The sequence below is a fragment of the Ruegeria conchae genome (assembly GCF_000192475.1).
Taxonomy (GTDB): Bacteria; Pseudomonadota; Alphaproteobacteria; order Rhodobacterales; family Rhodobacteraceae; genus Ruegeria; species Ruegeria conchae.
Genome location: NZ_AEYW01000013.1, coordinates 278,308 through 291,938, shown reverse-complemented (window position 1 = coordinate 291,938; position 13,631 = coordinate 278,308). Strand labels below are relative to the sequence as shown.

The 13,631-nt window shown below is 55.5% G+C and carries 12 protein-coding genes; 4 read left to right on the top strand and 8 right to left on the bottom strand.

The features are described from left to right. Positions 1–20: 20 nt before the first annotated feature. Positions 21–1,226 (top strand): multidrug effflux MFS transporter, encoded by a 1,206-nt coding sequence (locus tag G7G_RS0113325; RefSeq protein WP_029621991.1) that lies wholly within the window; start codon positions 21–23, stop codon positions 1,224–1,226. A 64-nt stretch (positions 1,227–1,290) separates the two neighbouring features. After that, the gene (locus tag G7G_RS0113320; protein ID WP_010441931.1) at positions 1,291–2,691 is read left to right on the top strand and encodes a helix-turn-helix domain-containing protein; all 1,401 of its coding nucleotides are present in this window, start codon (positions 1,291–1,293) and stop codon (positions 2,689–2,691) included. A gap of 72 nt (positions 2,692–2,763) precedes the next feature. On the opposite strand, the gene G7G_RS0113315 is transcribed toward G7G_RS0113320, so the two are convergent. The 6 genes from G7G_RS0113315 to G7G_RS0113290 all read right to left on the bottom strand — a co-directional run bounded on the left by G7G_RS0113315 (position 2,764) and on the right by G7G_RS0113290 (position 8,582). Then, the gene (locus tag G7G_RS0113315) at positions 2,764–3,003 is read right to left on the bottom strand and encodes an HP1242/YdcH family protein (RefSeq protein ID WP_010441930.1); all 240 of its coding nucleotides are present in this window, start codon (positions 3,001–3,003) and stop codon (positions 2,764–2,766) included. A gap of 121 nt (positions 3,004–3,124) precedes the next feature. After that, positions 3,125–4,783: a choline dehydrogenase gene (betA, locus tag G7G_RS0113310; RefSeq protein WP_010441929.1), complete on the bottom strand. Its 1,659-nt coding sequence runs from the start codon at positions 4,781–4,783 to the stop codon at positions 3,125–3,127. Between the two features lie 87 nt (positions 4,784–4,870). Further along, positions 4,871–6,379: a choline-sulfatase gene (betC, locus tag G7G_RS0113305; protein WP_010441928.1), complete on the bottom strand. Its 1,509-nt coding sequence runs from the start codon at positions 6,377–6,379 to the stop codon at positions 4,871–4,873. Next, entirely contained in the window at positions 6,376–6,948 is a 573-nt protein-coding gene (betI, locus tag G7G_RS0113300) for a choline-binding transcriptional repressor BetI (protein ID WP_010441927.1), read from the bottom strand. Before betI ends, betC begins: the two co-directional genes overlap by 4 nt. A 61-nt stretch (positions 6,949–7,009) precedes the next feature. After that, positions 7,010–7,942: a DMT family transporter gene (locus G7G_RS23030; RefSeq protein ID WP_010441926.1), complete on the bottom strand. Its 933-nt coding sequence runs from the start codon at positions 7,940–7,942 to the stop codon at positions 7,010–7,012. 40 nt (positions 7,943–7,982) lie between these two features. Then, the gene (locus G7G_RS0113290) at positions 7,983–8,582 is read right to left on the bottom strand and encodes a LysE/ArgO family amino acid transporter (protein WP_010441925.1); all 600 of its coding nucleotides are present in this window, start codon (positions 8,580–8,582) and stop codon (positions 7,983–7,985) included. An 84-nt stretch (positions 8,583–8,666) separates the two neighbouring features. Between G7G_RS0113290 and G7G_RS0113285 the strand changes: the two genes are divergently transcribed. Beyond that, a complete protein-coding gene (locus tag G7G_RS0113285) occupies positions 8,667–9,554 on the top strand; it encodes a LysR family transcriptional regulator ArgP (protein ID WP_010441924.1) in 888 nt (295 codons plus the stop codon). 2 nt (positions 9,555–9,556) lie between these two features. Here G7G_RS0113285 and G7G_RS0113280 read toward each other — a convergent pair whose 3' ends face one another. Together G7G_RS0113280 and G7G_RS0113275 are read right to left on the bottom strand one after the other, a co-directional pair. Continuing rightward, positions 9,557–10,831 carry an MFS transporter gene (locus G7G_RS0113280; protein WP_010441923.1) on the bottom strand — a complete coding sequence of 425 codons (1,275 nt, stop codon included), beginning with the start codon at positions 10,829–10,831 and terminating at the stop codon, positions 9,557–9,559. A 170-nt stretch (positions 10,832–11,001) separates the two neighbouring features. Further along, on the bottom strand, positions 11,002–11,742 hold the full coding sequence (locus G7G_RS0113275) for a YebC/PmpR family DNA-binding transcriptional regulator (protein ID WP_010441922.1): 741 nt from the start codon (positions 11,740–11,742) through the stop codon (positions 11,002–11,004). 111 nt (positions 11,743–11,853) lie between these two features. Here G7G_RS0113275 and G7G_RS0113270 point away from each other — a divergent pair, with 111 nt between their 5' ends. Next, positions 11,854–13,626: an SLC13 family permease gene (locus tag G7G_RS0113270; protein WP_010441921.1), complete on the top strand. Its 1,773-nt coding sequence runs from the start codon at positions 11,854–11,856 to the stop codon at positions 13,624–13,626. The last annotated feature ends 5 nt before the right edge of the window (positions 13,627–13,631 follow it).

Sequence of the window (13,631 nt, the reverse complement as noted above, 5' to 3'; positions counted from 1 at the left end):
CTAAGTTCTAAGTGTGAACCATGCAGTTCAGTTCAACATCCATCAGCCGGACACCCCCGACCCTTACAACGCTAATATTGTTGTCGGGCCTGTCAGCGCTGAGCATGAACTTGTTCCTACCCAGTCTCCCCTTCATGGCCGCCTACTTTGAGGCAGATTACAAGCTGATGCAGCTATCGATTGCATTGTATCTTTTGGTCAACGCGGTCTTACAGATCATAATCGGTCCCATCGCCGACAAGGCGGGGCGCCGGCCTGTTCTTCTATGGGGGCTCGCATTGTTCCTGTTGGCGACTCTGGGCTGCATCTACGCACCAACGATCGAGGTCTTTCTGGCATTCCGCATGAGTCAGGCCGTGATCGTCGTTGGCATCGTTCTTAGCCGTGCAGCGGTGCGGGACATGTACACCCAGGACAAAGCCGCATCGATGCTTGGGTATGTCACAATGGGCATGGCCGTCGTCCCAATGATCGGACCTGCAGTTGGCGGTCTGCTTGAAGAGGCGTTCGGCTGGAAAGCGAATTTTTGGCTGCCCTTTGCGTTGGGCGCACTGGCCCTGTTGCTTACCTACCGTGATTTCGGCGAAACCGCCGCTGCCAGCGGCAAAACTTTGGTACAACAATTCCGCGAATATCCCGAGCTTTTGGCCTCCCCCCGATTCTGGGGCTACTCGCTCTCTTCTGCGTTTTCGTCTGGGGCGTTCTTCGCATATCTCGGTGGAGCACCTTTCATCGGAACCGAAGTGTTCGGCATGACAGCAGCAGAAGTTGGCATATATTTTGGCGCGCCCGCACTTGGCTACTTCTTCGGAAACTTCATCAGTGGTCGTTATTCTGTACGCTTTGGCGTGAACCGAATGGTCCTCTGGGGATGCTGGCTGAATGCTATCGGCGTAGCCATTTCCGCTTCCCTATTTTTAGCGGGCATTGGCACCGCGCTCAGTTTCTTTGGCCTGATGACCTTTGTTGGGCTTGGCAACGGCATGTCGATACCCAATGCGACAGCCGGGTCATTGTCTGTCCGGCCTCATCTGGCAGCCACCGCATCAGGCCTCAGCGGAGCGATCATGCTCGGCGGCGGCGCTGCCCTCAGCGCGTGGGCGGGCGCATTGCTGACACGCGAGACAGGTGCAATGCCATTGCTCTGGCTGATGCTGGCAACCTCCATTCTGGCGATTTGCGCTATCAGCAGCGTAATCTGGCGCGAGAAGCAACTGGGGCTTTAGAGGGCTTGCGCCAATAGGTTTGCAAAGTTAACTTGAGCAATCAGTTAAGTTGCAAAGAACTAACATGGCTACTCAAAAACTCTATGCAGGCGCAAAACTGCGTGAGATGCGGACCCGGCTATCTCTGACCCAAAAGGAATTTGCAACAAAACTAGGCGTTTCTCTGCCATATCTAAACCAGATGGAGAACAACAACCGTCCGATTTCAACGACAGTTGTTTTGGCGCTGGCGCAAGAGTTCGGCATGGACGTGACCGAGCTTAGCACGGGCGATAGTGAGCGCCTGGTTTCGGACATGCGCGAGGCGCTTGCCGATCCGGTTTTTGCTGACACCATGCCCCCATTGGCTGACCTGCGGCTGACCGCATCAAATGCCCCAGCGCTGGCCCGCGCATTCATTGAATTGCATCGAAGCTATCGCCAAACTCATGAACGTCTGGCTTCTTTGGACGAAGCATTAGGTCGGGAAGACGCCCGCATTCAAGCCAGCCCTTGGGAAGAAGTGCGTGATTTCTTTCACTATTGCGACAATTACATTGACGCCGTTGACCGGGCAGCTGAACGGTTCGCAAGTCGCGCTGATGAATTCGGTGGCATTCGTCAGGCAGCGATCAACAGCCTGACCGAACGAGGAATCCACGTCACCTTCACCGATACCGAGATCCTACGTAGCTACAACGCGGATGATAAGACACTGCGCCTTTCTTCACGCGCAGCTCCGCAAACACAAGTCTTCCAGCTTTTGCTGCAGGTCGCGCTGATCAGTCAGGACAAACTGCTTGAGGCAACGCTCGACTTCGCGCGCTTCCAAAGTGAAGAGGCCCGTGCGATTGCCAAGATTGGCCTCGCAAACTACTTCGCCGGGGCGTCCCTGATGCCATATGGTCTGTTCTTAAGTGCTGCGCAGGACTATCGTCACGATCTGGAATTGCTCAGCAATCGGTTCGGGGCATCCATCGAACAGGTCGCGCACCGTCTTTCCACCTTGCAGCGACCGGGGGCCAAAGGCATCCCGTTCTTCTTTGTCCGGGTCGATCAGGCCGGAACGATCACTAAACGCCATTCGGCCACTCGGCTTCAATTCGCACGCTTCGGCGGGGCCTGCCCCTTGTGGAACGTTCACCGTGCCTTTGAAACTCCGGGCCACTTTCTGCAGCAGCTGGCAGAAACACCAGACGGTGTACGATATATCTCACTGGCGCGCGATGTATCGAAATCCGGCGGTTCCTTCGGCGCACCCGTTCGTCGCTATGCCATCGCATTGGGGTGCGAAGTGCGCCACGCCGAAGCTTTGGTCTACGCCGACAATCTCGATATTAACAACGCCAGTGCATACGAACCGATCGGCATCTCCTGTCGCATATGCGAACGCCAGACCTGTCATCAGCGTTCAGTACCGCCACTCGAACGCCGCCTGACCATCAACTCCGATATCCGCAGTATCCTTCCATACGAAGTCACCTGATCTTCATCTGGCCTGAAATACTCCGGGGGAGTCGCGGCTTGCCGCGACGGGGGCAGAGCCCCCGCCTGTCCGTCAGCTTTTTGATAGGATCGCCCAGATTTGATCCTTGAGAACAGCTCGTTTCTTGCGCAACTCAACCTCGGCCAACTCTTCCATTGGCTCAACATTGGTTTCAGCTCGGTGCACTACGCGATTGACCTCATGATATTCATCCGCAAGCCTCGCAAAATGGGCGTCCGTTTGCTTGAGCTGGCTTATGGTGTCGATCTTATCGGGAAACTCTTCAGCCAGTTCATGCGGGGTGTGCGACATCCTGTTAACTCCTCAATGTTGCGTTACTTCGGAGAGATAAACATGGTTGTCTCACACCGCTTTGACGCCAATCAAATTCCTTGAGAATTCTTTGCGTGATACCTCAATTGGTAGAACCGAATCAACGTTGCGCCGTGGCCCATCTCGGGCTGATCCAAGGTGCGTCATTTGCTTTAGCCAATGGCTCCTTGTCCAGCAGGTGATCCGACATTTTTTCCCCTACCATAATCGATGGCGCATTCAGGTTTCCGTTGGTAATCTGAGGGAAAATCGAACTATCCGCGACGCGCAGCCTGTCCACCCCAATCACACGACCATGCGGGTCAACAACTGCACTTTTGTCATCCGCGCGCCCCATTCGGCAGGATCCACAGGGATGATAGGCGCTTTCCGCGTGCTCCGCGATGAACGCGTCAAGCTGCTCATCCGTCTGTACGTCTTTACCCGGCTGGATCTCCTTGCCGGCAAACGGCTTGAAAGCATCCTGCCCGAAGATTTCGCGCGTCAGGCGTATGCATGACCGAAAATCCTCCCAGTCCTTATCATGGCTCATGTAGTTGAAACGGATCACTGGGGCATCCTCAACCCGTGCCGAGCGCAGTGTGACAGCCCCCCGAGACGGCGAACGCATTGGTCCCACATGCGCTTGGAAACCGTGCCCCTCAGCCGCTGCCTGACCGTCATAACGCACCGCGATAGGGAGGAAATGGTACTGAATGTCGGGATATTCGACACCAGGTTTCGAGCGAATGAACGCCGCACTCTCGAACTGGTTCGACGCGCCCAGGCCGGTTTTTGTGAACAGCCACTGCGCCCCGATCAAGCCTTTGCTGATCAGGTTCCAATGTTTGTAGAGCGTGATCGGCTGCAGCGAGGCTTGCTGGATGTATAGCTCAAGATGGTCCTGCAAATTGGCGCCGACACCAGGTCGATCCGCGACCACTTCGATTCCATGTTCAGTCAAATGCGCCGCAGAACCGATCCCCGACAGCATCAGCAACTTGGGAGAATTGATAGATGACGCGGCCAATATGACCTCACGCCTTGCCCCAATAATTTCTTTCTTGCCGCCACGGATCAATTCGACGCCGGTGGCGCGGCCGTCATTGATCACCACGCGTGCGGCGAGACCCCGAACAATGTCACAATTTTCACGTTTCAAAGCGGGCTTCAGATAGGCATTTGCCGCCGACCAACGCCGTCCTTTCCAGACGGTCTGCTCCATCGGCCCAAAGCCTTCTTGTTTTTCACCGTTGTAATCTCCGGTGACCTCATATCCCGCCTGCTGCCCCGCATCGACAAAGGCTTTGAACAGCGGGTTTTCACGGGGTCCGCGCGACACATGCAATGGCCCGTCAGTCCCGCGCCATGCGTGATCGCCACCATGGCCACCATCATGCCAGGTTTCCATGCGTTTGTAGTACGGCAGCACATCCGCATAGGACCAACCATCCGCACCCATATCCGCCCAGGTGTCGAAATCCCGTGCGTGGCCACGCACATAGACCATTCCATTGATCGACGAAGACCCGCCAATCACCTTGCCGCGCGGGCAAACAAGGCGGCGATTGTTCAAATAAGGCTCGGGCTCGGATTTATAGCCCCAGTCATAGCGCGACATGTTCATCGGATAGCTGAGAGCGGCTGGCATCTGGATGAATGGGCCCGCATCGGTGCCGCCATGTTCGATCACCAGAACCGAGGCACCGGCCTCACTTAGTCGATACGCCATCGCACAACCGGCGGACCCAGCGCCAACGATGACAAAATCTGCTTCCATATTCGTGTCTCCATTTCCACGCAGGCTAAGATTTTTCGGCGAAAAATCTTAATCGCCTCTGGCGGAAGTATTTTGAAAAAGTGAACGTTATTCGCCCCGCGGGAAGCGTTGGCTTTCTTCAACGTCGTTTAGATCCATGTGATTGCGCATGTAGCGTTCGGATGCTTTCTGCAGCGGCTGGTAATCCCACGGGTAATAACCGCCTTCCCGCAGCGCTTCGTAAACTACCCACCGACGGGCCTGACTGGCCCTTACATCAGAATCAAATCGCTCAAGGTCCCAACGCGCCTCGGATTTGGCGCTTAAGGACTGCAGGGTGCCCGCGTGCTCGGGTTGGCTCGCCAGGTTTTTCAGCTCGTGAGGGTCCTCTTCAAGATCAAAAAGCTGGTCCGGGTCCAATGCACAGCGATTGTACTTCCACTTTCCATACCGAAGCGAAACCAAAGGCGCGTAGGAGGCTTCTGCCGCGTATTCCATCGCGACAGGAGCTGTTCGTTCATTGCCCTTCGCCAAAGGCACAAGGTCTTCGCCATCAGTCCACGGAGCGATTTCGGCCATATCTACGCCGGCGAGCGCCCCAAGTGTTGGTGTGACATCGATCGTTGATACCGGTGTATCGATCCGGCCAGTTGGAAGATCGGGCGACGAAATCATCAAGGGCACTCGCGAGGACCCCTCGAAGAAAGTCATCTTGAACCACAATCCACGCTCGCCCAACATGTCGCCATGGTCCGAGACAAAGAGGATGATGGCCTCTTGCCGCGTGGATTCCAGCACTTCCAATATCTCGCCGATCTTGTCGTCCAGATAAGAGATGTTGGCGAAATAGGCGCGGCGGGATTTGCGGATATCATCGGTCTTTATGTCGAAACTGCGCCAGTCATTTGCATCAAAAATACGCTTGGAATGCGGGTCCTGATTGTCATAGCCCAAATCCGAGATCTGTGGCTCAAGATGCTCACAATCCTCATACAGATCCCAATATTTACGACGCGCCACGTACGGATCGTGTGGGTGCGTGAAGCTGACGGTTACACACCAAGGGCGTTCATCTTTCCCACGCGCCAGATCATACAATTTGGCTTTGGCGTTATAGGCAACCTCGTCGTCATATTCCATCTGGTTGGATATCTCGGCAACGCCTGCCCCGGTGACCGATCCCACGTTATGATACCACCAGTCGATACGCTCACCGGGTTTACGATAATCCGGTGTCCAGCCGAAATCGGCTGGATAGATGTCGGTGGTTAGGCGATCCTCGAACCCGTGCAACTGGTCGGGACCAACAAAGTGCATCTTACCTGATAGACAAGTGTAATACCCAGCGCGGCGAAGATGGTGCGCATAGGTCGGAATATCGCTGCGGAATTCAGCCGCATTATCATAGACGCCTGTCCGCGAGGGTAACTGGCCAGACATAAAGCTGGCCCGCCCCGGCGCGCACAGTGGCGACGCCGTGTATGTATTCGCGAAGCGCGTTGATTTTGCCGCCAGTTTTTTCAGGTTTGGCGCATGCAACCATTCCGCGGGACCGTCGGGGAAGAGGGTCCCGTTGAGCTGATCCACCATTAGGATCAGAATATTCGGCTTTGTCATTTTTCGGCCTCTAGGAAAACTTTCATAACCCGCAGCGCATGGTTCACGGCCAACTGCGGCTCTTGCGGGGCGTTCAAAGCAGCGTGGATGTACAGCCCATCGATCAGAGCAATCATGTCTTCGGCGGCTTCGGTCGGATCGCGCATTAGCGGGCGTAGCGCATGGATGAGATTTGAGCGGATCCGGGCCTGATAGATTTGCCAAAGTCTAAGCGCGTCATCGTTGGTTTGCGCCAGAACATAAAAGGTCATCCATGCTGCAATCACGTCCGGCGTGAAACAGGATGGCGCAAAACAGGCGCGGATGATGGCCTGCGCACGTTCTTCAGGCTTGGCGGAACCAAGCTGGGTGCGCGCTTCTGCTCCGAAATCCGAAAGGATACGGCGCATAGCAGCAAGGAATATCTGCTCTTTCCCACCGAAATAGTGATGGGCCAATGCGCTGGACATTCCCGCACGCTTGGCAATCTGGCTGACGGTCACATCGAGGGATTTTTGTACGCCAAGTTCGGCAATCGTCGCCTTTACGATCGCATCCCGCCGGATCGGCTCCATTCCGAGTTTTGGCATCTTCGCCTCTCTACCCTGCTTGAGTGTAAGAGAAGCTAAGCGCTTTATATTGACTCGTCAATCAATAACGACTCTGGGCGGGTGTTTCTGAACCCTGGAGCGGGGTCGGCGGAGTAGCTTTGCCCTTACTAAGTATCGCCTCGCGCCAAGTGATAAAACTGACGGCTGCCAGGATCAGAGAGCCTCCGACAACAACCCAGATGTCGACACCCTCATGGAAAACCAATGTGCCAAGCAACGTCGCCCAAATCAACTGCAGGAATGTCACGGGCTGAGTCACGGCTACCGGGGCAGCTTGCAACGCGAGCGTCATGAAATAGTGCCCAGCCGTGGCAAAGCTGGCAACGACAACCAGAATGCCCAAATCACGCATGGAAGGTGGCTGCCATACGGCGACAGCAAAAGGTATCAAGGCAATCGTGACCCAGATAGAAAGATGCGCAACTACTGCCGATGGGCGAATATCACGCACCATAACTTTAGCCAGCAGATAAGAACCTCCAAGTGCCAAGGCCGTACCCAACATCGCCAGATGTCCCGGCGATACCTCGCGAAATCCGGGTCTCAGTACGATGACAACCCCAACAATCGCAACAACGATTGCTGCGATTCGACGAACAGCGAGCCGCTCTCCCAGGAAAAGCGCGGCACCCAGAGTAACATAGATCGGCGTCATGTAATTCATTGCCGTTACTTCGGCCAGCGGAATGCGTGTCATGGCATAGAACCAGAGCATAACCGCTATCGCGTGAATCACACCTCGCAAACCAAACAGGGTCAAGTTACGAGTGGACAGCGGCGTTCCAATCAACGCACGCCACGCGGGAATAAGAAAAACCAGCCCAAAAACATACCGCAAAAATGCGGCCTGAATTGGATCCATACTGGTCCCGAGCACTTTCACCAGAGCATTCATGCCCACAAAAGACAGACCTGCCGAAAGCATCCAGAACATGCCGACAAGCGGGCGCTGCTGATCGTTTGGTGAAGTCATACCGACGGTTGAACACCGTTTTCTATTCGGGAACAACCCTTCACATGATAACAAGTTTCATCGCAATACCCAGCATCACGATGCCGATCAGTACGTCGAGTATTTGCCATGCACGCGGGCGCGCAAAGATCGGTGAAAGAACGCGCGCACCATATCCCAGTGAGAAGAAGAACACGAAGCTAGAGGATACTGCACCAATAGCAAACCCCATTCGGTCATCGTATTGGGCAGAAATCGATCCGATCAATACCACAGTATCCAGATACACATGAGGGTTAAGCCATGTGAAGGCCAAGACGGTCAGCATAGCCGCGCGCAAACTGGTACGCTGCCCTGCATCGGTGTCCAACATTGCGCCCCCTCGCCAGGCGGACTGGAAACTGCGCAAAGCATACCATGTCAGAAAGATCGCGCCTCCATAGCGCATTACCGTTTCAAACCACGGCGCGGCCTGCGCCAGTGTGCCAAATCCAGCCACCCCAGCCGCAATCAGAATTGCGTCCGAAACCGCGCAGGTCATGCAGAGAGGAAAGACATGCTCGCGTCGCAGCCCCTGACGCAGAACAAAAGCGTTCTGAGCGCCAATCGCCAAGATAAGGCTGAAGCTAAGGGCAAATCCTGCGATCATTGATGGGAACATGCGACCTCCTGTTGTTGGCCGTTGACTATAGCCATCCCGGGGCCCTATCAAATTAATGTTTGTAATCTGAATTAAGAAAATCTAATGCTCCTGGACCCGCATCATCTTTCAGCGCTGTCTGCAATATTGCGCCATGGAAGCTTTGATGCGGCAGCAGCTGAATTGTCTGTGACCCCCTCCGCAATCTCTCAACGCATCAAGGCTTTGGAAGATCGTGTTGGAGCCGCTCTGATACATCGCGGTTCCCCTTGCACCGGAACACCTGCTGGCTTGCGGATTGCGCGTCATGCCGAAGATATTGGCCTGCTTGAAGCAAAGCTCGCACGAGAGCTGACCTTAGATGAGCGCGAAGGCCCTACCCGCGTGCGGATTGCACTTCCTGCCGACATTCTGGCGACATGGTTTATCGACGCGATGGCAAAGGCTGGCGACCTTTTGTTCGATCTGGTGATTGACGATCAGGATCACTCGGCCGAATGGCTGAGGCGCGGCGAGGTCAGCGCGGCGATTACCGTCGGTGGACAAGCCGTCACTGGATGCGATTCATTTGCGCTGGGCGCGTTGCGCTATCTGCCAACCGCCAGCCCCGCGTTCATGGAGCGCTGGTTCAGCGATGGCGTATCGGCAAACTCGTTGTCGCTGGCACCTTGTCTGACTTTCAATAGCAAAGACAATTTGCAGAAAACCTGGATAAGTAAACAGATAGGACGTCGGCTTGCGCCACCGACGCAATTTATGCCTTCCACAAACGGCTTTGTTGAGGCAGCGATTGCAGGCTTGGGCTGGGGGATGAACCCTGAAAGCCTTACGCGCCCTGCAATTGTAAAAGGTCAACTCTGCGAGGTTATTCCCGGCGCGCCATTGGATGTGGAACTGACCTGGCAGATCGGGCGGGTGCTTGCCCCTGCCCTTGCACCGTTGACCAAGGCAGTTCGTCGTGTTGCAGCCCAGGCGCTCATCACAACAGACTGACCTTATGCCTGCGTATCCGCCTTCTGTTGCGGCTGCGCAATTCGGTAACAGGAAAACGCTGCCCAAATACTGACAAGCACGATGAACACAATAGCTGATGCAACCTCGTGCATATGGGCAACTGCGGCCAACGCAGCCGATAATGCAACGGCCGTTAACCGACACATAGACTTGATGGCTGCAGCACCCTGAATACGTTGTTCTTTGGGGGCAATGTCCAGAAAATAGAGCTTCCGCGCGCTTGATATTCCGGTTGTTGCGACCGAGACGACAAACAATGCAATCGCGTGCAGATGAACTTCGTGGTCAATGTGGGCATAGTGGAAGGCTAGCAGAACGATCCCGGTTGCTGCGACCATCAGGTTGCCCGAGACCATCACCGCGCGGTGAGACTTCATGTTCACCAACTGCCACAACGGCGCCGAAACCAGATACCCGGATGCGGACGAAATGATCATGGCCGTCAGCCCCTTTGCAGAAGTATGGTGTGCCTCTGCAGCGATAAGCGCAAAGAACGGGACCGACAGCGATACAACAACCAAAGGAAGCCGCATCGCCATATAACGACGGAACCAAGGGTATTCGAACATTTCAACAATGCCGGAAATAATACTCCGCAGCGATTGACGGCTGGAAATCTTGATGTTTCCATCTTCAGGTTTTTCGGGGGCACTCTCTGCCATTCCGAGAATGCACAGCGCAGAAAACAGGAAGAACGAAACCGATGCTGCGATTACAGCAGAATGTCGCGAAAATGGCGGATATTCTTTTGTGATCTCGTGGATCAATAACACCAATCCGATCGCGCAAAGACCACCGGCACCCAATTGGAGATATCGGATAATCATGCGAGATTTCGATTTCAGATGATCACCGAACAGATCGGACAACATCAAGGATTGGCTCTCTTCAATCAGTCCGATCAGGAAAAACGCCGCAACAAAGGCGATAGCGGTCAGTGTAACGCTGCCGGTTGCCGCGATGGCCAAGGCCATCAAAAGGCAGCCGCCCAATCCTATTTCGGTCAGGGCGATACCGCGTTTCTTGCGAACCTGCGCCGCGATAGGACGCGCCAGAACGAGGTCAGAGATCATACTGCCCGACATGCGAATAGAAACTAATGCCGCCGCAAGGAACATCGGCAGCTCTAACGAGATCGCAAGAAAGGGCAAAACAACAGAGGGGCTGCCCAGAGTCCACGCAACCTGTGACAGGATGCTCTGGCCAGCTATGACCGGCACATTTCTTCGGGCAGGATCGGTCGTGTTCGTCGCCATTTCTTGGTCTGCGTAATGCGCCTATGGTTACTTATTCAGATTTTTCAGCGTCATTGATCTGATCATAAATGCAAGGACCTTAGGGACCAAAGTTTCTGTTAGGCGTAGCCCTGCAACAGAAAAACCCAGCCAAAGGCCGGGTTCTAATTAACCAACGATTGCCCGACGCGTCAGAGCTGGGCCATGACCTCGTCTGTCGCCTCAAAATTGGTCGTAACCCGCTGGACGTCGTCATCGTCTTCCAATGCATCCACCAATTTCATCAGTTTCTGCATATCTTCCAGACCCAATTCGGTCGTGGTTGTGGGTTTCCAGACCAGCTTGGTGGATTCGGATTCGCCTAGCGCGGTCTCTAGCGCATTCGATACATCGTTCAGATCTGTATCGGCGCACCAGATGATGTGACCATCTTCCGAGCTTTCGACATCCTCGGCCCCGGCCTCGATCGCGGCTTCAAAGATCGTATCCGCATCGCCAGCATCCGCCTGATAGACAACTTCACCCTTGCGGTCGAACATGAACCCAACCGAGCCGGTTTCACCCAGATTGCCCCCATTCTTCGAAAACGTCGAACGCACGGTCGATGCGGTGCGGTTGCGATTGTCCGTCATCGTCTCGACGATCACGGCCACACCATTTGGGCCATAGCCCTCGTACCGGATTTCTTCGTATTCATCCCCTTCGCCCGCAACAGATTTCTTGATGGCCCGGTCGATCACGTCCTTGGGAACCGAGTTCGACTTGGCCTCTTTTACCGCCAGACGCAGACGCGGGTTCTTGTCGGGATCGGGGTCGCCCATCTTGGCGGCAACGGTGATCTCTTTCGACAGTTTGGAAAACAGTTTGGACCGCGCGGCGTCCTGACGTCCCTTGCGGTGCTGGATATTGGCCCATTTGGAATGGCCTGCCATGGTGCGTCCTCGTCATTCGTGATTGCGTGTTCGGCGCTCATATAGACGTTTGCGGGGGGCAGGATCAAGAGAGCGGCTTGCCCTGCCTTCGCCCTTGGCTATGGTGGCGATATGACGACAGATCAGATTATTCTTTTTTCCCTTTTCATTGCCGTATTTGGAATGCTGCTTTGGGGGCGGTTTCGATATGACCTCGTCGCGTTCACTGCCCTTATGATTGCAGTGACGCTGGGCGTTGTCCCGGTCGAGAACGCCTTCGCCGGGTTTGGCCATCCAGCAACGATTATCGTAGCACTGGTTCTTGTGGTCTCTGCGGGTCTGGTTCGGTCGGGCGCGGTGTTCCTGATTACACGGACACTGGTTGATGCCTCGCGCAGTCTGGGCGCGCATATCGCGCTGATGGGCGGGATCGGCGCAGTTCTGTCCGCTTTTATGAACAACGTTGCCGCGCTGGCGTTGCTAATGCCAGTCGACATCCAAACCGCTCGCAAGGCGGGGCGTTCGGTAGGTCTTAGCCTGATGCCGCTAAGCTTTGCCACCATTCTTGGAGGCATGGCCACGCTCATCGGCACACCGCCCAATATCATTATCGCCTCAATCCGCGCCGAAACTCTGGGCGAGCCATTTCGGATGTTCGACTTTGCCCCGGTTGGCGGGATCGCAGCCATCGCCGGTCTGGCCTTTGTGGCCTTGGTGGGTTGGCGATTGATCCCCAATCGTGGCGTCCAGGAAGAAGCATCGGAAGTTCTGGCCGAGTACATCGCCGAACTGACCGTCCCGCCTGAGTCACCCCATATCGGCAAGCGCGTTAGCGAGCTTTATGAGGCGGCAGAGAAATCCGACGTCGCCATCATCGGCCTGATCCGGGATGGCAAGCGGCGCTATGGCAGGTCCACCCACACCACTTTGCGGGAAGGTGACGCGCTTGTGCTTGAAGCCCGACCCGAAGCGTTGGACGAATTCCGCGCTGCGCTTAATCTCGATTTTTCAGACACAAAGCGGCAAGAGGTGTTGACTGCCGAGGGCGACGGGCTTGAGGTAATCGAGGTCGTTGCCCCCGAAAGCGCCCGCATCACTGGACGCACCGCGCAGGCGCTGGGGTTGGCCTGGCGACAGAGCACGGTGCTGATGGGGATTTCTCGTCAGGGCCGTCGCATCACGGAACAAGTCCGGAAGACCGAAGTTGAGGCGGGTGACATCCTGCTTCTGCTCTGCCCGCGTGACCGGGGCGCGGACGTGACCGAGTGGCTCGGCTGTTTGCCCTTGGCGGCACGCGGCCTGAACGTCACCGCCAACGAAAAAGCGTGGCTCGCCATCGGCCTGTTCGCAACAGCCGTACTGGCCGCTAGCATCGGGCTGATCTATCTACCCATCGCTTTGGGTCTGGTCGTTGTGGCCTATGTGCTCACCAAGATCATCCCGATTGCGGATATTTACAATCACATTGAGTGGCCGGTGGTGGTATTGCTGGGTTCGATGATCCCGCTGGGAAGCGCATTGGAAACATCCGGCGGCACTGAACTGATAGCGAACGCACTGATCCAGTTGACAAACGGTCTGCCTGCATGGGCGATCCTGACTGTGCTGATGGTGGTCACCATGACCCTGTCGGACGTACTCAACAACACGGCCACTGCAATTGTTGCAGCCCCCGTCGGGATACAGATGGCGCGCACGCTTGAGGTCTCGCCCGATCCATTCCTGATGACAGTGGCCGTGGCAGCCTCGGCAGCATTCCTCACACCGATTGGTCATAAGAACAACACGCTAGTGCTGGGTCCCGGAGGCTATCATTTCGGGGATTATTGGCGCATGGGCCTACCGCTAGAGATATTGATCATCGCCGTATCAATCCCCTCGATCCTTGTGTTCTGGCCGCTTTGACGGGT

What these genes read in the sequence shown, in the direction of transcription:
- G7G_RS0113315 (WP_010441930.1), bottom strand. Translation starts at nt 3,003, where the DNA reads ATGTCGCACACCCCGCATGAACTGGCTGAAGAGTTTCCCGATAAGATC.
- betI (WP_010441927.1), bottom strand. Translation starts at nt 6,948, where the DNA reads ATGCCAAAACTCGGAATGGAGCCGATCCGGCGGGATGCGATCGTAAAG.
- G7G_RS23030 (WP_010441926.1), bottom strand. Translation starts at nt 7,942, where the DNA reads ATGACTTCACCAAACGATCAGCAGCGCCCGCTTGTCGGCATGTTCTGG.
- G7G_RS0113280 (WP_010441923.1), bottom strand. Translation starts at nt 10,831, where the DNA reads ATGGCGACGAACACGACCGATCCTGCCCGAAGAAATGTGCCGGTCATA.
- G7G_RS0113320 (WP_010441931.1), top strand. Translation starts at nt 1,291, where the DNA reads ATGGCTACTCAAAAACTCTATGCAGGCGCAAAACTGCGTGAGATGCGG.
- G7G_RS0113275 (WP_010441922.1), bottom strand. Translation starts at nt 11,742, where the DNA reads ATGGCAGGCCATTCCAAATGGGCCAATATCCAGCACCGCAAGGGACGT.
- betA (WP_010441929.1), bottom strand. Translation starts at nt 4,783, where the DNA reads ATGGAAGCAGATTTTGTCATCGTTGGCGCTGGGTCCGCCGGTTGTGCG.
- betC (WP_010441928.1), bottom strand. Translation starts at nt 6,379, where the DNA reads ATGACAAAGCCGAATATTCTGATCCTAATGGTGGATCAGCTCAACGGG.
- G7G_RS0113290 (WP_010441925.1), bottom strand. Translation starts at nt 8,582, where the DNA reads ATGTTCCCATCAATGATCGCAGGATTTGCCCTTAGCTTCAGCCTTATC.
- G7G_RS0113285 (WP_010441924.1), top strand. Translation starts at nt 8,667, where the DNA reads ATGCTCCTGGACCCGCATCATCTTTCAGCGCTGTCTGCAATATTGCGC.
- G7G_RS0113325 (WP_029621991.1), top strand. Translation starts at nt 21, where the DNA reads ATGCAGTTCAGTTCAACATCCATCAGCCGGACACCCCCGACCCTTACA.
- G7G_RS0113270 (WP_010441921.1), top strand. Translation starts at nt 11,854, where the DNA reads ATGACGACAGATCAGATTATTCTTTTTTCCCTTTTCATTGCCGTATTT.